Origin of the sequence: Pseudoalteromonas phenolica, from assembly GCF_044788725.1 — a bacterium.
Lineage (GTDB): Bacteria > Pseudomonadota > Gammaproteobacteria > Enterobacterales > Alteromonadaceae > Pseudoalteromonas > Pseudoalteromonas phenolica_C.
Genome location: NZ_CP173161.1, coordinates 3,046,911 through 3,067,024, shown reverse-complemented (window position 1 = coordinate 3,067,024; position 20,114 = coordinate 3,046,911). Strand labels below are relative to the sequence as shown.

The following is a 20,114-nucleotide window of genomic DNA, read 5'->3' as shown; positions in this document are numbered from 1 at the left end:
GAGAGACGAGAGATGAGGTAAGGCCTGTTTTATAAACACGAGTAATAACTTGGCTTAAGCAATACAACGACTAGGTGTCAGTCAGTTTGAGGCAAAAAACGCCTCCGAAGAGGCGTTTTTAAATACTAACTTCTAATTAGATTAGAAAGTGTACTTAGCACCGATTGATAGACGGCGACCTTTTACGTCGAAGAATTCACCTTCATCGTAAGTGAACGGGTTACGTGGTGGCTCGCGGTCTAGTAGGTTATTAACACCTACACGTAGCTGTAACTCATCCATTAGGTACGTCTTGTACATGAAATCAAATGTCGTGTAAGACGGGATATCGTTATAGTTGTTGTCTTCAGCAGTCCAGTCATTGTCATTTACGGTTGCATGACGGTAGTTTGCAGTTAACACGTAAGATGAATTATCTTGTGAGTAAACAGCGCTAAAACGACCTTTCCAACGAGGAGATGCAGTTTCACCAACATAGTTACGGAAGTCTTCTTCACGACCGGTCGAGTTCTGGTTGTCTTCAATCAGGTAAGTTGCAGTTAACTTAAGTGATAGGCTACCGTTGAATACATCAGTACGGTAAGCTGACTCGAAGTCCATACCTTTCTTAGTGATCTGTGCAGCGTTAATAGGACGTGTGTAGAAGTTTACGATTTCACCCGTTTTTTCATCACGCTTAAAGTTGCCACAGAATAAGTTATCTAATGATGAAGACTCATAACAAAGCTCAACACTGTCACGACCAAAGTACTCAATAGCACCGTCAACTTCGAATGACCAGTAGTCAACAGTGAAGTCTAAACCGTCTACGAATGAAGGCGTATAAATCACACCAATCGTGTAGTCGTTTGATACTTCGTTTTCTAAGCTTTGGTTACCTTGAACATAACCTGGTAAGCTACCACCAGCTAACCAATCTGTAGAAGGCATCCAGCCTGCAGCTAGGCCATCAGCTTGACAGTTCTTGATTACGTTGTCTTTGTATTTGCTACCAGAGCTTTCAATTGAGTCAGCACGACAAACATCCGCACGACCACGGCTAAACGTTTTAGAGTTTGGTGTGAATAGGTCACCTAGGTTTGGCGCACGTACTGATTTAGAGCGGTTTAAACGAACACGTAAGTCATCAGTTACACCCCAATTTAGCGCTAGTTTCCAAGCGTTGTCAGAACCAGTTACAGAGTAATCCATGTAACGGAATGCAGTTTCTAGTGTTAGATCTGTCGCTAGGAAAGCATCTTCAAGAAGTGGGATTGAAATTTCAGCAGATAGTTCATCAACTTCAATTTCACCATTCATTGGTAAGCTTGAGTTACCGAAGATTAAACCTTTCTCCATGTTCTCTGATGGAGACGTTGTTGCAGATTCACGGCGGTGCTCTGCAGTGAATGCAGCTGCTACAAAACCAGCTGGTAGTTCATATAAAGAACCATCAACAGTGAAAGCAAATACAACTTGGTCATGTTTTGCAAAACGTGTTGCTGTTGTGCCAATGTAATCTTGCTGTGCAGCGGTTGCAGATGTTGCACCCATAGTGTTGAATGGCGTACAACCTTCAATTGCACCAACAACATTGCCTTCAGCATCGCGCTTAGCACATACGATTTGACCATTGTATTCAACAGCATCAATCGCATTTGCAAGATTCTGAGTTAAAACTTCACCAGTCCAAAGCGTATCTTGCTCGATACGGCCGAATTGAACGTAAGTGCTGTAACCCCAATCATCAGATAAGAAACCTTCAGCGCCAAATGACGTACGGAATACTTCACGCTCTTGGTTATACATACGATCACCCCAAAGGTGTTCGTTTGCTTGACGAAGCGTTACAGAAGTTAGTTCATTATCGTCCATTAGCTTCGCCATATCATCTTTGATGAATGCGTTATCGCGGCGAATCGTGTGACGGAAGAAAGCTGGTGAGCTTTCAGTCGTTGAGTCTGTATTTGAGTAAGTAAAGTCGAACGTTAGGGCATGTTCATCATTAAGCTGGTAAGTACCATATGCTGATGCGATAACACGCTCTAATGGTGTTTGGAAGTAAGACTTGTAACCATCACTAAAGATGCCGTCACCCATGTTATTAGCATCAGTGAAGTAACGGTTTGCATCTGTACCTACACCAGGGTTAGGTACCATACCTAGACCATTATCGAATGCTTTAATATTTCCATTCTCATCAAATGTGTAATGGTGGTTAACAAAGTGGTCAGTCGTAAAACCGTTTGGTGCCGCTTTAGAGAAGAAATCACCGCCTTCAGAGTAATAAGCTAGTGTTGTCGGTTTACCAAGAATAACTCTGCCTGGGATACCATCTTTACCGCTAGTATTTGCTGGGTTACCGTATGAGTTTACAGGGTTAGCAAAAAAGTCACGGCTAAGTTTCGTGTAGCTCTCGTTTTCTGTGTAGTTTAAAGACGCAATGAAAGAAAGCTTGTCAGCTTCCATACCACCTGTGATCGAGAAGTAGTTAGATTCACCACCGCTTTGTTCTGGGCGAACTGTTGAAACGTCAACTTCGATACCGTCCATAGATTTTTTAGTAATGATGTTTACAACACCAGCTACCGCGTCAGCGCCGTATACAGCTGCAGCACCACCTGTTGCAATTTCAATACGCTCAATCATTGACGTAGGGATGTTGTTTAAGTCAACCGCAGTATCACCTACAGAGCCAGGTACGAAACGACGACCGTTAACAAGTACTAATGTACGCTCTGAACCTAAACCACGTAAATCAGTCGTGTTAAGGCCAGAAGCATAAATGTAGTTAGTTGTCGTTTCAGGTGAAAGACCAACAGTTGCTTGAGGCATTTCTTCAAGAAGGTCATTTACGTTCGTAATACCTTGGTTTTCTAACTCAACGCCACCGATCACTGTAACCGGAGTTGGTGATGTTAGGTTGAAACGCTTGATTTTCGAACCTGTTACCTGAATACGTTCAACTTTTGTGTCTTCAGAATCTGTGTTTGCTACAGCAACAGAACCTGCAGCTGTACCAGCCAGTAATGCAGCTTGGATGCTTACTGTTAATAGGTTTAACTTCTTCAACATATAACCTTTTCTCTATTTGTTTTGAATCTCACATGTTTTACATGTGCCATAGGTCAGGTTCTGTTTTTAGCATAAGTAATTGTTACATATCGCAAAGTGTTATTTGTGTTAGTTGTTCCTTTTTTGTGAAGTGTGTTTTTATTTTGGGGTTTTTATGTTTTTTCTCTTTACTTTCAGTATTTTACTGGTGGTTTTTGTGTATTGATTTGTTGACGGTGTCGGGTTTTGTATCGTGCTGGTAACTTTTGGATTAACTAAAAGTTAGTGTGCGCAAACTTTCATTAAACTTATAGTGTTTTTATTGATCTGAAATGTAATCTATATGTTGAGAGGGTTGTTAAAAGGGGCGCGTTTTTTTTGTGCAGTCAGAAAAATATTTTAAAAAAGCAGTGAACTTTTGGGATGTTGGTAAAAAAACACCCCAAGATTCAAAGAAAAATAATGGGTTGTTAATTCAGTGTATGGTCTATTGCTTCAATTCTAGCAGTCTGTAATGCAAGTTTAATTTCTGCCCCCTTAAAGCCTAAAGCAATGACTTGTTGCGCAGTAACAGCCTGTGCTGAAATGGCACAGTTTTGCAGCTTTTGTGCAATATCATTATGACTTTGTGAATAATTTAGTATATCTAGTAACAAGTTAAAACGTTCAGGGCGACGCCAGAGATCTATATGATTAAAAAAGTTAAGAATATCTTCAGAAGAGAGTCGCTTAGGCTTTAACAGGGTTAATAGTGCTTTATAGTCTCTGAGACTATTGGCGAATAAGCTAGGGATTTTTAATGTCTGTTCGATGGCTTTCAAATCTTCGGTAATGCTTGGTTCTAAACAAAGGCAGAATTGGCAAAGTTGTAGCGTGTTGAGTTCAAGGTCGACTTTAGATGAAGAAGCTAAGTTGTTTGCTGTTGCTACTTTGTCGCTTCGTTCTAGTGTCCAGTTCGGCAGGATTGGCAGCACATCTGGCAAAGCACCAATATCATTTATTACATCTAGGAATAAATGAAAAGTATGGGTCTTAAGGCATTTTTCAATTTCTAACCAGATCCGCTCTTTAGTGAGGGTTTTAAGCTCATCACTGGCAACCATATTTTTCATAAGTGAAAGCGTTTCAGGGGCGATAGTAAAACCTAAGTGATGATAACGCGCAGCAAATCGAGCTACGCGTAAAACACGGAGCGGATCTTCACTGAAAGCAGGGCCGACATGTCTGAGTACGCGGTTTTTAATATCAGCCTGACCCTGGTAAGGGTCTACCAGTTGCCCATTTTCATCTTGTGCAATGGCATTGATGGTTAAATCGCGACGATATAAGTCTTCTTCTAAAGTGACTGTCGGGTCAAAGTCACATACAAAGCCGGTGTAGCCTTGTCCGCATTTACGCTCTTTACGGGCTAGGGCATATTCGTCTTTACTTTCAGGGTGTAAAAATACGGGAAAGTCCTTGCCTACTTGTGTATAGCCTAAAGACAGCATTTCTTCAGGTGTACTGCCAACGACGACATAATCGTGTTCTACAACCGGATAATTAATAAGCGCATCGCGGACAGCGCCACCAACTAAATAAACTTTCATGTGTGATCCAATGTTTCAACCGATGCGCTAAGCTTCGAGGTTTTATCTTGCGCACTTTTTTGCCATTATAGGGCCTATCATAACAATAAAGAGTTTTATCGTGTATTTAAGCTATTTTGGGTTGAAAGAGAAGCCGTTCTCAATTGCGCCTAATCCTGAGTATTTATATATGAGTGAGCGCCATAAAGAGGCGCTGTTACACTTAAATTATGGACTGGGTGATACAGGGGGGTTTGTATTACTGACGGGTGAAGTTGGAACAGGCAAAACCACCATAACGCGATCAATGCTGAAATCATTGCCTGAAAACACCGAAGTGGCTTTTGTATTAAACCCTGCGCTTTCTGAACTAGAACTACTAGCAAGTATCTGTGATGAGTTAACAATATCTTATGATCCAGAAACCGCGACACTTAAAAGCTTAACAGACGCCTTAAAAGCACGATTCACAGAGAATTATAAAGCAGGTGGTCACACTTTACTTGTGATTGATGAAGCACAACATTTATCACCGAGCGTGCTAGAGCAACTGCGTTTATTAACCAACCTCGAAACAGACGATAAAAAGTTAGTGCAAATTGCGCTGATAGGTCAGCCTGAACTACAAACTCTATTACAGCGCAATGAGCTTAGACAATTAGCGCAACGTATTACTTCTCGATATCACTTATTGGCACTGACAGAGTCTCAAGTGTTTGCCTATATTCAGCACCGCTTGCAAACCGCAGGTTGTGAGGCTGCTTTATTTAGTCATGAGGCTGTTGCGCATATTTATAAACGTACTCAAGGGATCCCGCGCTTAATTAACCTGCTGGCAGACCGATGTTTGCTTGGTGCTTTTTCTGCACAGAAACAGGTGATAGATAAAGCCGTAGTTGAGCAGGCAGCAAAAGAAGCCTTACCTATGGTCAGTGTGAATAGCGAGCCTGCTTCACAAAGCAAGCTGAAGCAGTTTGCGCCAGTTTTATCTCTTATTGTAGCAAGCTATGTTGTTGGCTTTGCTGCGGCTTATATTTTTTAAGAAGTTCAACTATGTCTATTATTGATGCAGCATTTAAACAATCACAAACCGCAAACAATACTGAGCAAGCGCATTTAGCCTATCAACAAACTAAGCAATTGGCCTTTTATAGAAAATTATCGATTGGTTTAGCGGGAGTAGGCCTGAGTGTCACTTTTGCACTGGCAGGTTTTTACAGTGGTCAATACATCCAGAGTCAGTCTCAATCTGCTTCTGTTCAAGCTAAGCGAGATCAGGCTGAAGAAATACCTCAAGCATCCACAAAGCAAGAAGCCAAACACCAAGGCGGTACTGAGTTATCTAAGGTACTTGAAGAAAGTCCAATTGCTATGACTCAAAATAAACAAGACGGGCTTCAAACCCAAGAACAGTATCAGTGGATGTCAGTGCAAGTTGGTATTGACGAAAAAGGTACGCCTATTTTTAAACAGCAACTCGTGCCTCTTTCTGCTGTGGCCAATGTCAATGCTAACGTCAATAATACGCCTGCCGCATCCTCAGTCGTTAGTAACTCTGAATTACCTGAAAAACCGAAGGAAGATTTAAGCCAATATCGAGTATTGGGCAAACCTTTAGTTGATGATGCTACGCTAAATAATCAAGCTATAACTGCCTCACAAATAACTAGTTCACAAGATGACTTAAGTCAGTACCGAGTGTTGGGCAAGCCTTTAGACGATGCTACGCAAAGAAACCAAGCTAGAACCGCTTCACAAATAACTAGATCGCAAGACGATTTAAGTCAGTACCGAGTGCTGGGTAAATCATTAACGTCTGAGCCTGAAGCGCAAACCGAAACTTTAGACACCGCAGCCACAGTAAGTAACACAGATAACCAAACGTCTGAAAATAACAACGACGCATTAACGGATGAGGCTGCTGCAAGGTTAAAAGCTGCCTTTGAACTGGCAGTTGCAGAAACAGCCGATAAAGACTTTTCACAACAAGAGACAGTCGAAGCGGCGCCAGAAAAAGAGCGTCTATCTATCGAGTTTTTACCTGAAAAAACACAGGCCACTATTGGTAAATTGACGTATCAAGCTCATATTTATGCCACGTCAGAGCACAAACGTTGGATAAAAATTAACGGAGTTGAACTTTACGAGGGAGACAAGATTAATGGTATGCGTTTGCTAGAAATCGCCCCTGAGGCCAGTATTTTTAGATTCCAAGGATATGACTTTGCGGTGAAAGCCATGCAAGATTGGCAGCCATACTAGTTTTTAATTCGAAACTATGCGGAGCCTAAATGACTTTTATCGTTTAGGCTTTTTTATAGCTGCTGTTATGACAATATTCTATGAACGTTTCTTACAAAGCACCTTATGGTAAAACGGAGTGCTTGAAAAACTTAATCAGATCTAAGCCAAACTCTTCGGGCTTTATCGCCGCTTCTAACTCATCCGTACAGCGCTTTTCTGCTAAATCTATGTCTTCGACGGCGATGTGATACATGGTTTTGGCACTGTAAAACACTTTAACAATGGGTTTTAAGGGTTGCTCTGGGTTTGAGCTGGCTACCATGCCTACTTTTTGAGACTTTAACTTCACCAGTGAGCCAACAGGGTAAATACCAATACACTTTATAAACTCATTGAGTAACCTTTCATCGAAGTGGCGTGGACTATCTTCCCTCAAGATTTTAAAGGCTTGAATTGGAGTAAGGGCTTTTTTGTAAACTCGCTCAGCCGTTAAAGCATCAAATACATCCACAATTGAAGCCATTCTGACAAAGTCAGATATTTCACCATTACTTAAACCTTTAGGATACCCTGAACCATCTAAACGCTCATGATGAAAACCTGCTACTTGGCAGCTAATTTCAGATAATCCCGCTTCAGAGACAATATCAAAACTATATTGCGCATGCTGTTTCATTTGCTCAAATTCACTGTCACTGAGTTTACCTGGTTTGTTTAAAACTTGGTCATCAACTTTTATTTTACCGATATCATGTAATAAAGCCCCAGTGGCTATTTCTTCAATAACTTCTCTGTCTAAGCGTAAATGCTTGGCAAAAATAGTAATGAGTGTGGCTACATTGATAGAATGCTCGAGTAAATAAGCGTCTTTCTCTTTAATCATAGCAATACAAGACAGTGCATCTTGATTGCGGAAGATAGAGTCAATAAAGCCCGTTGCGACTTCTTTAAATGCTTCTACATCAATTGGATTACCGGCTTTTAAATCAGCAAAAGTTTTTTGTTGCAAAGCTTTAGCTTCAGCAACTAGTTTTATAGCTTGGTTAATCTCGGCACTCATAGAAGTAGACTTATGCCATGGGCTTTTGACTACGGGGGCTTCATCTTGTAAAGGTGTATCTGGAGCTGTGATGCCATGTTGGTTATTACTTAAGTCGAGCATTTTATCTGGGTCTACTTCAACTCTTAAGATACCCGCAGAGGCAAGTCTATCGATACTAGTTTGTGTTTTGACCCAGCCTTGTGTTTTGACTTGTACACTGCCTGTTTGCTCTAAGACGCTTACAACAAACATGCCGGGTTGTAACTCTTCAATGCTTATACTCTTCACAGTACTTTCTTTTTTAGTGCCAGTCATTTAAGCCTAGCAAAAGATAGTTAAAAAGACAGCAGGGTAAGATTATGAAAATAAAAAAGCCTGTACTTAATTAAAAGTACAGGCTTTTTAAAGCTAACGAAAAATATTTATTATTCGTCGTCTTCAATCAAGGTCATTAGTGACGTATTACCACCAGATGCGGTTGTATCGATACTAATGGTTTTTTCTGTCACTAGACGGTTAAGTAGCGTGTCGTAGTACTCAGCACTGATCACCGGCAGGATAGCACCCTTACGTGCTGCTAGTTGCGTACTGAAATAGCCTTTACGAGCACAACCACTACCAACCACTGCTGCAGCAAGATGATCATGAGCAAGAACCGCAGGAAGTTGACTAAGCTTAGCAACCTGCATAACACCTTCTGCTACGCCACAGCTGATTAACTTATCTCTGAACGCTAACGCTTCTTCGTGGAATAAGTCAGAAACCACAGTGATCACTGTATTACCAGCAGCGAGTGAAGTAATGATAGACATTACCCAGAAGTTGAATGAGGTGTCTTTATCAGCAAAACACACAACACAACCACGCGGCTCGTAACGAATCGTATTTGACTCACCTGTAGGACCAGGCAACTGTACAACCTTGCTTAGGCGCTTTTCAACACGAATGATCTGCTCACGTGCATCAGCTAAAGTGTGCGCTAGGTCATCCGCAAGCTGATCCATAATCTCAACATTAGCAAGTTTTGCTAATAGCTGACGTACCACAGATACGCGGTTGTTGAGCGGCATTGCACGCCAAACTTTTTCATCACGCATTGAGTTTTGCATTAGCTGGCTAACTTGCTCTTGTGCACCTTGGAACGCCTGAAGCGCTTCAGTGTCAACCGCAACGTTAGTAGATTGACGGTTATCAGGCGTCTTGTTTTCTTTCACTAGACGGAATAGGTAGTTAGGGCCACCTGCTTTAGGGCCAGTACCAGAAAGACCACGACCACCGAACGGCTGAACACCTACTACCGCACCGATCATGTTACGGTTGATGTAGATGTTACCTGCACGTGATTGCTTAGCTAGATAGTTTGCACGCTCTTCAATACGCGAGTGAATACCCATAGTTAAGCCAAAGCCTGTGCTATTTACTTGGTCGATTACTTTATCGATTTCAGTGCCTTTGAAGCGGATCACGTGTACACACGGACCGAATACTTCTTTCTTCAGAACAGATAGGTCTTTGATCTCATATAAACGAGGCGCAAAGAAGAAATGACCTGTGTCACCCATATCAGGTAATGGACATTCAAAATGCAGTGTTGCATTGCCTTTTAAGTACTCTACGTGCTCAGTAAGAGCGCTATGGGCTTTTTGGTCGATTACCGGGCCAACATCTGTTGAAAGGTAAGCAGGATCACCAACATGTAGCTCTTTCATTGCACCTTTGATCATGCTGATCACTTTGTCTGCAATTTCTTCTTGTACAAAAAGAACACGAAGTGCAGAACAACGTTGACCCGCTGACTGGAAACCAGAAGAGATCACATCGTCAACAACTTGCTCAGGTAGCGCCGTTGAGTCAACAATCATACAGTTTTGACCACCAGTTTCTGCAATTAGAGGTACTTGGTCGCCACCACGCTCAGCAAGCGTTTGTGAAATACGTGTACCAGTCTCAGTTGAACCTGTGAACATCACGGCTTGAATGCGTTCGTCAGGTACGATCACTTGACCAACTTTGCTACCGCGTGCGATAACAGGCTGAACCACGTTTTCAGGTAAACCAATTTGCTTCATTAGGTCGATAGTACGAAGTGCAACCAGTGATGTTTGCTCAGCTGGTTTTGCAATTACCGTGTTACCTGTCACGATTGCCGCTGCCACTTGGCCTAAGAAAATCGCCAGTGGGAAGTTCCAAGGGCTGATACATAAAATCACACCACGTGGAGAGAAACGCTCATCCAGCGCAAGTTCTTCTGCTTTTGCAGCGTAGTAACGACAGAAATCAACCGCTTCACGTACTTCGTCGATACCATCTTGGGCAACTTTACCTGCTTCTTTAATACACAGTGCGATTAGCTCATCACGGTGATCTTCTAAGATATCACCTGTGCGACGAAGAATGTCAGCGCGTTCGTTGATTGGCACTTTTGACCAAGCTTCGAATGCTTGTTCAGCGTTCGTAACTAGCTGCTTCATTTCAGCTTCGTCTTGGTGACGAATTGAACCCAGTACTTCATTGTGGTTTGCAGGGTTTATTACCGCTTCATGACCTTCAGGTACATCGTTGTGCGTAATTAAGTTTTTCTCTACCCAAGCATTTAAGTTTTCACGCATTGGCGTGATGTGGTTAATGTTGGTTAAGTCTAAACCTTTAGAGTTGTTACGCTCTGCACCGAACATGTCGATAGGCATGGTAATTTGCGTATTGCGCTTGTTGCGTAGACGCTGAATTTTTTCTACCGGATCTTCCAATAGGCTTTCAACAGGCTTGCTCTCATCAACAATCGCATTAACGAATGAAGAGTTTGCACCGTTTTCTAATAGACGACGAACTAGGTAAGCAAGAAGGTCTTCGTGCTGACCAACTGGCGCGTATACACGACACTGAACTTTGTCTTCAGTTACAACTTGGTTGTATAACGAGTCACCCATGCCATGTAGACACTGGAATTCGAAGTTGTTGTATTCGCCGTTTGCTAGCTCAAGGATTGTCGCTGCAGAGTATGCGTTGTGTGTTGCGAACTGAGGGAAGATCACATCACGCGCGTTCATTAGCTTAATCGCACAGGCTTTGTAAGATACGTCAGTGCTAGCTTTACGTGTGAATACCGGGAAGCCTTCAAGGCCATCAGCTTGAGTTAGTTTTACTTCAGTATCCCAGTAAGCGCCTTTAACAAGACGAACCATCATCTTACGGCCAACGCGACGACATAGCGCTTCTAACCAGTCAACAACCCAGATAGCACGTTTTTGGTATGCTTGCATTGCAAGACCAAAACCGTTCCAGTCACCTAATGCTTCATCAGAGAATACTGCTTCGATGATATCTAGAGAAATGTCTAAACGGTCAGCTTCTTCTGCATCCACAGTGAAGTTGATGTCATATTGTTTAGCTGCAAGTGCAAGTTCTTTTAGTTTAGGAACTAGTTCTTCCATCACACGCTCACGGTGTGTGAATTCATAACGAGGGTGGATCGCAGAAAGCTTAACCGAAATACCAGGACTCTTGATTGGACCACGGCCATTAGCTGCTTTACCAATGACATGAATTGCTGTCATGTAGCTGTTGAAGTAGCGCTCAGCGTCGGCCATGGTGCGCGCACCTTCACCTAGCATGTCGTAAGAGTAGGCGTAGCCTTGTGCTTCTTTTTCTTTTGCGCGTTCAAGGGCTGCTTCAATGGTGGTGCCCATTACGAACTGCTGACCCATGATCTTCATCGCATATTGCACTGATTTACGGATAGCTGGCTCGCCAATACGGCCCATAGTGCGTTTTAGTAGACCAAATTGTTCTTCTTTTGATTTGTCTGCATAGTCAACCATCTTGCCAGTCAGTAATAACCCCCAGCTTGATGCATTAACAAATAGAGAGTCACTGTTACCTAAGTGAGAGCTCCAGTCACCCTTACTTAGTTTATCGCGAATTAATTCGTCTTGTGTTTCTTTGTCTGGCACGCGAAGTAACGCTTCAGCTAAACACATTAACACTATGCCTTCTTCAGAAGATAAAGAATATTCTTCTAAAAGCGCATCAACGCCGCCTTTACCTTTTTGGTCTTTACGAATGTTTAATACCATTTGACGCGCGCGCTCCCAAGCACGGCTTCGAGCAGAAACACCAACTTCTGCTAAAGGCAAAATATGATCGATGACTTGCTCTTCATCGATACGGTAATAGTCACGGATCTTTTGACGGATCGGACATTGGGTCGTTAAGTCGCCTTTAAATAGCATAATGTGAACCCTCTAAAATTGTAAGGTGATAGAAATTTCGTGCATTGTATACAAATCGCAGCAGAATATGCTGGTTTAATTTGGCGATTTACGATAATTTACGGCTCAAATTTAAAATAATTCAGCATAAAGTTCTGTATGACAACTTCAATCAAAACACGTGTCTTAGATCGTATAGATTTAGCAATTTTAGACGCTCTGCACAAAAATGGCAGAATTTCGAATGTGAACCTCGCAAAGGCAGTAAACTTAAGCCCTAGCCCATGTTTAGATAGAGTGAAAAAGCTTGAAAGTGAAGGTTATATAGAGGGCTACAGTGCCAGATTAAACCCCGAAAAATTAGGGCAGCATTTAGTAGCTCACGTAGAGATACGACTAAAAAGTTCTACAGAATCGGTATTTGAAACCTTCAAACAGCATATTATTCGGATCCCCCATGTAGTGAGTTGTGACATGGTGGCCGGTGGATTTGATTATTTAGTGAAAATACGTGTTCCAGATATGACGGTTTATCGTGAAGTACTAGGGCAAATTGTAGAAATTCCTGGCGTTGGTACAAACCATACTTACATGGTGATTGAGCATGTGAAACCCGACTTAGGGGTAGGAGTGCTTTAAGGCAAAGAGTATGTATTAGATTTAAGAAAAACTTATAATAGAGTTTAGTAAATTTAGGCTGTTACTTACTAACTTTAAAAAAGCCGTGCATTACACGGCTTTAAGTACAGTTTACTTTTATCTTTTATGAACTAGAACCAGTACCGGTTACTTCTTTATCTTCAACGGTACAGTTGTCGCGAACAAAGTTCTGAGCTTCAGTAGATCCAGCTGTGATAGTGAATGTTTCAACTGCAAAACCTTCAATACGAGTGTCTACAGTTACATTGTATTCCTCACCACTAACTAAACTGTTCAGAGCGTATGTGCCGTTAGCAGATTCACGTGCAACTAGTGGGATCTTACCAGTTTGTGAATAAGTTACTACCGCACCACCTAGAGGTAATTGGTCATCAACTTCAGCATTTGAGCAAGAGAATGTCATCGGAAGCGTGTCATCAACTAGTGTTGTAGCTGGAGCTGTAGCTGCGATTTCAATTTCGCCACAAAGCTTAGTGCTCGCTACATTACCAAACTCGAAGTCGTTAACGTCGAACAATACAGCTTCAACAGTTGCATCTTTAGATACACCAAAGCGTTTTAGGTCAGCTTGAGTAACTAATGTACCTGATAATTTATTGATCTTGCTTACTTTGAAGAAAGAGTTTGAAGCTAGAACCATAAATAAACCTGAACTAGGAATGTCAGAACCTGTCACAGTGTAAGTAACAGGCTTATCACATACTTGTTTAGTTCTGCTTAATAAAAAACCTGTTAAGTGATCTGTTGTGAAGTTTGCAGGGAAAGAAACTCCATTGCCTGCACCTAAAACTGCTTCACCATCTTCTTTTTTCCAAAGACCTGTCTCTTCATCAAATGAAGTGATTGCGAATTTGTCACCTTCTGTGAAGTCGCCTTTTACAGTTGTTGATATTGAGATTGCTTTGTCAAAGCTCTTAATCTTAGTATCACCCGAAAACATATTCACTTCAACGTAACCTGAAGGCTCAACTACTAAAGTTGCATCATCATTAGCAACAGCGCTAAAGCCTTGTGGAATTACGTCAATTGCAGCTGCTTTACCTTTCTCTGCATCAAAAGGAGCTGTAACTACACTAATTGTAATTTCATCACCTGTAACGGCGTTATCTTCAGCATCACGTAGCTCTACATCAGATGTAATAGCAACAGTAGCAGATTCATCATCAGTTTTAGTAGTTAAGTCTGCAGTTAGTTTACCACCTGTAGCTGCAGCTTTTGCTTCTTTAACAACTAGAGAATCTTTCTTAGCTAAAGTGATTAAACTCTCAATAACTTCACCTTTATCACCAAAATCAATAACAGTAGTTTTGTTTAAATAACCATCAGATGAAAGGATTAAAGTTATTTCATTGATATCAGAGTCTTCGTTTACGTTGAACGTAAATGAGCCAGTTGTGGTCGTTAATTCACTGATGGTGTTACCGTTAACATCAGTAATATTTTCTGATAAAACGCCGTTTTCCAAGAATTTTACTGTCGTATTTGGAACAACTGTTAGGTTATCAGCAGTAGCATCAACAACTGATGCTGTTACGTAGAAAGATAGTGCTTCTTTTGTATCTGAAACTGGAACTTTTACTGTGTCTGTTGGAACCTTAACTGGTGGTTTGATTTCAACGTTGTTGTCATTGTCACTGAAACAGCCTGAAAGACTTAGAGTAACACCCATTGCTAGGGCAAGTTTGGTTAAATTAAACTTTTTGTTTCCCATGATTTTTACCTTTTCCTTTAATTTCAAGTAAACTGAGAGTGCACTAATTATGTTGCAGATATAAGATTACCTTGCCCCGCAATGCAAATTAGTAGTAAGAGAATAATAGCTCATTATTTATTCGTCAAGTGACAGAATGATACTTTATTAAAAGTTCATATACAAATATTGAAGTTGAATTTTTTTATTAAAATCAGTTCCTTTTTCAGGGGAACGCAATGATTGTGTATCAAAAAATTAACAAAGGTATGTTATGCGCATTTACTAGCATGCGAAGCTATCAACAAAGTCGTCTAAAGCATCTATGTCTACAGGCTTTAATCCATCAGGAGTTCTGACTATGAGACCTTTATCTACTAATTCGGTGACAACACGACGATAAGCACGCTCTGTGGTAGCGAATCGTTCTGCTTCCGCGTTTACTGTGCTATACGCCCTTAGAAGGGTTGGGTTGCTGTTTTCTGCGCGCATTAAGCAGTCTTTAGCAATGTTGTAGCTAAGCGGAAGTAACAGCTTATCTAAGTTCACTTTTTGGTTTTCAATGAACTTTGCCGCGATGGTTTGTGCGGTGTATAAGCTAAGCTCTGGTTGGTCGAGCAATAGTTGTCGCCAATGCTTAAGCTCAATGAGGTTGTACTGAACTTCATTTAAACAGGTAACCGTGTATGTGCAAGGGTGATTGTTGAGCGCTTCAATTTCACCAATTAAGGTGTTATTACAGTCAAGCTGACCGAGTAATAATCGTCTACCATTACCTACATCGTAACTAAAAGAGACGGTGCCGCTTCTGACCAGAATTAATTTGCTTAAAGGTTCATCTTGGTGAATCAGTACATCTTTCTTTGTATGTACAAAAGTATTACCCGCAAATTGCAGTAATTGTTCAACGAGATTGGCAGAAAAGTGGTATTGGAACATCTAAAAGGCTCTTAGGACAATTGTCCTAGTTAATCACATGTTGCGAAGATAGCATGACTTATGCCTTATGCTAAGTGGTTATTGAGTTTTTACCTTAATTTTTGCAGCCGAGGCATTTCAATAAAATTTGATGTGGCACTTTTTGATTAAGAAAGAAATTTGTTGGAGTGAACGATGAGTTGGGAATATTTAGGGTATTTGGCGTCAGTTTTTTTAGTTTTATCTTTAATGATGACTAACGTAACTAAATTACGTTGGTTAAATCTAACTGGGTGTATTTGCTTCACCATTTATGGCGTGATGATCCAAGCTTGGCCTGTGGCGTTTACCAATGCTTTATTAGCGATAGTGAATATTTATCACTTAATTAAGTTAGTAAAAGAGAGTAAGCAATAACCCCTATTGCAATACGGAGAAGCCTTAGCATAAATAAAGCATGCTAAGGCTATTAGTAAGATTATTAAAATACAGCCGCTAATTATTTTTTCTCAAAACGCTTTTCACCAGCTATCCAAGTCTGCTCTACACCAATTTTGAAAATTTCATTTTCAGGCACCGTAAAATAATCTCTGTCGATTAAAATAAAATCCGCCCATTTGCCTTTTTCTAAACTGCCAAGCTTATATTCTTGAAATGCAGCATAAGCAGCATCCAGCGTGAACGAAGTTAATGCTTGCTCTCGTGAGAGTTTTTCATCTTTACGCCAGCCATTTTCAGGTGTTTGTTGCTTCGACATACGTGTTACAGCTGAATAAAGTCCGTCGAATGGATTAGCCAGTTCAACCGGGAAGTCAGAACCAGACGCTATTTTACTACCTTGTTTTAGAAAAGTTTGCCACGCGTATGCACCTTGTAATTGCTCGTCGCTCAGACGCTTTTCTGCCATATGCATATCAGAGGTGGCATGCACCGGTTGCATTGATGGAATAATATCGAGTTGCTTAAAGCGGGGGATATCATCCGGGTGTACAATTTGCGCATGTTCAATACGGTTACGCAGTAACTTGCCGCCGACAGTTTTAAACTGGCTTTCATAACTGTCTAAAACGATGCGGTTTGCTCTGTCACCAATGGCATGGGTGTGCGCGCTATAGCCCTGTTTAAAGGTTTTGCTCATTAAGGCTTCTAGTGCAGGTTTATTTTCAAGCATAAGGCCTTTGTGGTTTTTTCTGTCTTTATAGTCTTTGATGAGTGCAGCACCGCGACTACCGAGAGCGCCATCGGCATAAATTTTTACACTGCGAATACTTAAAAAATCATTTTGCTTTTTAATCACGCCCGCATCTAGCATGTCATCAAGTTTTGGGCTGCTTGCCGAAAGCATGGCATAAATGCGAAATGGCAGTTTGTTTTGCTCTGCTAAATTTTGATACAAGCGCCAAGTGTCGTAATCAATACCTGCATCGTGTGCAGAGGTAATACCTAAACTAAGTAGATGCTTTGATGCGGCAAATAAGGCGCGCTGTTTTTGTTCGATTGATTGTTTTGGAATATGTTTTAAAACTAAGTTTTCTGCTTTATCGATGAAAATACCTGAAGGCTTGCCCGCGACTTGAATTATTTCACCGCCATCAGGTGATTGCGTTGCTTGGGTAATGCCCGCTAGCTGCATGGCTTTACTGTTGACCCAAATAGCATGGCCGTCAACGCGAGTGAGTACAACCGGTCTGTCGCTTACGAACTTATCTAAATCGGCAGCAGTTGGAAAGGTTTTGTTATCCCACAAGGTTTGATCCCAGCCTCGGCCAACTAACCACTTATCTGGATTGCTTTTAGCATAGGTTTGCAGCTTTTTTCCTGCAGCTTCTGCAGAAGGAATACCTCTTAAATCGAGCCTTTGAAGATTGTTACCCAGACCTATTATGTGTCCATGAGCGTCAATCAATCCTGGCAGTAAGGTTTTACCTTCTCCATCAATAGCCTTAGCTTGAGGAAATTGTTTGATTGTATCTTTGTCACCATATTTAACGACTTTACCATCTTTAAATACGAGGGTAGAAAAGCGTTCAATTTTACCATCAAGTGTCGGTGTGTAGCCGTTAACGTTATGAATTAAGGTTGTGTGTGCTGTGCTGACAGCACTAAAGCACATACCTATGATGAGCGTGAGAGGTTTTATCATTATCTTTCTTCTTATATGTTGATTTCAGTTTTTGAGTAATAGCGAAGAATATTTAATTCCATCGTGTTCGTTATATCAAGCGTATTAAAGTCTTACGTCATTATTGCGGTGAGCGGTTTCTCTTGTCACTATAATTATATATACATAGTTTTTAAGGAACGTAATGCATCTATTTATGGTTTATTTGGGGGGCCGAATAGCGGGCTGTCATATTGAAATGCACGATATACGCTTTGTGATAGGTGAAAATATAGAAGCGTGTTTTGATAAGTTAAAAGCGCAGTGGGTGGGTGACAAAAGCAAAGTGCATATGGACAGTTATGTGGCAGTAAAGTATGTCGATGGCTATGAAATTACCCTCAGTGAAACGCCTTCATTACAAAGAGAAAAGTTATTCTTTGTGAATATGGGCGCGTATCGAGCAGATAGTTTAGCCGAGCAACATGAGTTTATGCTGTGTGTGGCTGTAAGTCCTGAAGAGGCAAAACAAAAAGCGAAATCTAAACTATTACAGGGCATGTCGCACCGACATAAAGATGACTTGTATGATGTGGATGATTGTTTTGCAGTTGACTTATTCGATACTGGTTACAATATTCATCTTACCCCAAGCGAGAAAACCCAACAGCTCTCACCTGATTGGTTTGGTTATCACGTTTTATAGCTCATATTCTATAGATAACGAAATAAGAGCAAGTTAATCATCTTGCTCTTTTTCTTCTGCTTTAAAAGCCATTTTGATGGCAATGATCACAACCGCAAACATCACAAAGGGCAGTGCCGCTAAACTGTATTCAATGATGTGGCTATCTTGATAGTTGGGTTGCAAAATAAAATGACCGCCAACACAAAGCAAAATGCTGATAAAAAGCAGTGGCAGCATCATTAGTTCTTTTTTCTTTGAATGTTTCTTCATATTTACTCTTTAGTTCGTATTCTATCGCTTTGCGCTGTTTGGCTATTGTGCAAGTACATAAAAAAGCCGCTTTGATCTTAAACATAAAAGTTAAATAACCTGAGCTCTGGATAATAAATCTATTTCCAGCGGCTACTTTCAACGTTAACCACGTTGAATTTACTTGCAATAGGCCAGCTATTGACGTGTAAATTTGCCTTGCCTATATGGATGTAGGTACCTTGGCTATAGCAGGGCGCGTGAGCGGTGTTATCGCTAAAAGTCTACGGCTGCAGATTTAAAAAATCACCTATCATTGCAATATCAATGCGTTAGTAAATCTCTTAACCAAAGCTCAGGTTAAATAAAAAACGGTAACTACCAGCATTATTTAAGCTGTGCGCATATTAGCATTGACTATGAAATGAATAAATTTAACTTGTGCAAAAAACTGGCTCTGATATAACCAAAGAGGTATTCATTGGGGGAGTTATGAACAAAAAATTGGTTGTGGTAAAGCTGGGAACAAGTGTGTTAACAGCAGGCAAGTTGCATCTAAATAAACCAAGAATGGTTGATATTGTGCGACAGTGTGTTGAGCTAAGAGAAAACGGCTATAAAGTGGTTATCGTATCGAGCGGTGCCGTTGCTGCTGGGCGCAGCCAACTTCCCACACCCATAGGTAACTCAGTGAGTGAAAAGCAAATGCTCGCTGCAATTGGTCAAGGTCAACTTATTCATCAATGGCAATCGCTGTTTGGCCTTTATGATGTGCCCGTTGCGCAAATGCTGTTGACCCGTGCCGATGTAGAACACAGAGAACGATACCTGACCGCGAAAGATACTTTAACCCAAATTTTAAAGCATGATGTCGTTCCTATTTTTAATGAGAACGATGCGGTGGCAACGGCAGAAATTAAAGTCGGCGATAACGATAATCTATCTGCGCTGGTGGCGATATTAGCCAATGCCGATAAGCTCATTTTACTCACAGACCAAGTTGGGTTGTTTACCGCAGATCCACGCTCTAATCCAGATGCTGAGTTGATAACACAAATCAGTGAAATTGACGATAGCGTAAAATCTTTAGCGGGTGATTCAGGTACATCGCTCGGCACCGGCGGTATGGCGACCAAATTACAAGCCGCGCAAATTGCTCAGCGTGCAGGTATTGAAACCATTATTGCAAAAGGCTCTGAGCCGAATATTTTAGTCGATGTACTAAATGGTGAAGCGCCAAGCACGCGAGTATTAAAGTTTGATGCACCACTTGAAGGTCGCAAAAAATGGCTACTCAGTGGTCCAAAATCCACAGGTACGATTATTTGTGATTTAGGGGCGGTAGAGGCTTTGACTTGCCAAGGGGCGAGTTTATTAGCAAAAGGAATTGTCGGGGTAAATGGTGTGTTTACCCGTGGTGATTTAGTTTCTTTGAGTGATAACCAAGGCAAGGTGTTTGCAAAAGGCTTAAGTGCGTTTGAAAACCAAGAGCTGGAGCAAATTAAAGGGTTGCACAGTCAAGATATAGCCAAACAGCTTGGCTTTGGGCTTTCTAACGTCGTTATTCATCGTGATGATTTAGTGCTACTCACTTCTTAATCTAGCGTGTTTTATTGAGTCACCACTTAGCAGACTTAATTAATAGAGTTGGTACTAAAGCAAAGCTGTCTTATTTGTTTGTTGAGCTTGTTAACTTCTTATCAAGCTCTTTTT

14 protein-coding genes are annotated in these 20,114 nt (G+C 41.1%); 6 read left to right on the top strand and 8 right to left on the bottom strand.

The window, feature by feature from the left end; translation table 11 throughout:
• Positions 1-141 precede the first annotated feature (141 nt).
• Positions 142-3,054: a TonB-dependent receptor domain-containing protein gene (locus ACH784_RS13920; RefSeq protein WP_404391148.1), complete on the bottom strand. Its 2,913-nt coding sequence runs from the start codon at positions 3,052-3,054 to the stop codon at positions 142-144.
• Between the two features lie 449 nt (positions 3,055-3,503).
• Positions 3,504-4,622, bottom strand: a complete 1,119-nt coding sequence (locus ACH784_RS13915) for a tRNA nucleotidyltransferase (protein WP_404391146.1) — start codon at positions 4,620-4,622, stop codon at positions 3,504-3,506.
• A 100-nt stretch (positions 4,623-4,722) separates the two neighbouring features.
• On the opposite strand from ACH784_RS13915, the gene ACH784_RS13910 reads away from it, so the two are divergent.
• Both ACH784_RS13910 and ACH784_RS13905 read left to right on the top strand, forming a co-directional pair.
• Positions 4,723-5,643 (top strand): ExeA family protein, encoded by a 921-nt coding sequence (locus ACH784_RS13910; RefSeq protein WP_404391144.1) that lies wholly within the window; start codon positions 4,723-4,725, stop codon positions 5,641-5,643.
• Between the two features lie 11 nt (positions 5,644-5,654).
• On the top strand, positions 5,655-6,863 hold the full coding sequence (locus ACH784_RS13905) for a general secretion pathway protein GspB (protein ID WP_404391142.1): 1,209 nt from the start codon (positions 5,655-5,657) through the stop codon (positions 6,861-6,863).
• Between the two features lie 103 nt (positions 6,864-6,966).
• Here the strand turns inward: ACH784_RS13905 and ACH784_RS13900 are convergent, their stop codons facing one another.
• Together ACH784_RS13900 and putA are read right to left on the bottom strand one after the other, a co-directional pair.
• A complete protein-coding gene (locus tag ACH784_RS13900) occupies positions 6,967-8,175 on the bottom strand; it encodes an HD-GYP domain-containing protein (RefSeq protein WP_404391140.1) in 1,209 nt (402 codons plus the stop codon).
• 137 nt (positions 8,176-8,312) lie between these two features.
• On the bottom strand, positions 8,313-12,116 hold the full coding sequence (gene putA / locus ACH784_RS13895; RefSeq protein ID WP_404391138.1) for a bifunctional proline dehydrogenase/L-glutamate gamma-semialdehyde dehydrogenase PutA: 3,804 nt from the start codon (positions 12,114-12,116) through the stop codon (positions 8,313-8,315).
• A 138-nt stretch (positions 12,117-12,254) separates the two neighbouring features.
• Here putA and ACH784_RS13890 point away from each other — a divergent pair, with 138 nt between their 5' ends.
• Positions 12,255-12,734 carry a winged helix-turn-helix transcriptional regulator gene (locus ACH784_RS13890; RefSeq protein ID WP_058029014.1) on the top strand — a complete coding sequence of 160 codons (480 nt, stop codon included), beginning with the start codon at positions 12,255-12,257 and terminating at the stop codon, positions 12,732-12,734.
• A gap of 124 nt (positions 12,735-12,858) precedes the next feature.
• Here ACH784_RS13890 and ACH784_RS13885 read toward each other — a convergent pair whose 3' ends face one another.
• The gene (locus ACH784_RS13885) at positions 12,859-14,466 is read right to left on the bottom strand and encodes a hypothetical protein (RefSeq protein ID WP_404391136.1); all 1,608 of its coding nucleotides are present in this window, start codon (positions 14,464-14,466) and stop codon (positions 12,859-12,861) included.
• Positions 14,467-14,730: 264 nt separating this feature from the next.
• Complete coding sequence (locus ACH784_RS13880; protein ID WP_404391134.1) at positions 14,731-15,384, bottom strand: Crp/Fnr family transcriptional regulator; 654 nt, start codon at positions 15,382-15,384, stop codon at positions 14,731-14,733.
• Between the two features lie 174 nt (positions 15,385-15,558).
• Between ACH784_RS13880 and ACH784_RS13875 the strand changes: the two genes are divergently transcribed.
• A complete protein-coding gene (locus ACH784_RS13875) occupies positions 15,559-15,780 on the top strand; it encodes a YgjV family protein (RefSeq protein ID WP_404391132.1) in 222 nt (73 codons plus the stop codon).
• An 82-nt stretch (positions 15,781-15,862) separates the two neighbouring features.
• Here ACH784_RS13875 and ACH784_RS13870 read toward each other — a convergent pair whose 3' ends face one another.
• Complete coding sequence (locus ACH784_RS13870; protein ID WP_404391130.1) at positions 15,863-17,506, bottom strand: amidohydrolase; 1,644 nt, start codon at positions 17,504-17,506, stop codon at positions 15,863-15,865.
• Between the two features lie 163 nt (positions 17,507-17,669).
• Between ACH784_RS13870 and ACH784_RS13865 the strand changes: the two genes are divergently transcribed.
• Positions 17,670-18,170 (top strand): DUF1543 domain-containing protein, encoded by a 501-nt coding sequence (locus tag ACH784_RS13865; RefSeq protein WP_404391128.1) that lies wholly within the window; start codon positions 17,670-17,672, stop codon positions 18,168-18,170.
• Positions 18,171-18,203: 33 nt separating this feature from the next.
• Here the strand turns inward: ACH784_RS13865 and ACH784_RS13860 are convergent, their stop codons facing one another.
• On the bottom strand, positions 18,204-18,422 hold the full coding sequence (locus tag ACH784_RS13860; RefSeq protein ID WP_058029020.1) for a hypothetical protein: 219 nt from the start codon (positions 18,420-18,422) through the stop codon (positions 18,204-18,206).
• 471 nt (positions 18,423-18,893) lie between these two features.
• On the opposite strand from ACH784_RS13860, the gene proB reads away from it, so the two are divergent.
• Complete coding sequence (gene proB, locus ACH784_RS13855; protein WP_404391125.1) at positions 18,894-20,000, top strand: glutamate 5-kinase; 1,107 nt, start codon at positions 18,894-18,896, stop codon at positions 19,998-20,000.
• Positions 20,001-20,114: the final 114 nt, after the last annotated feature.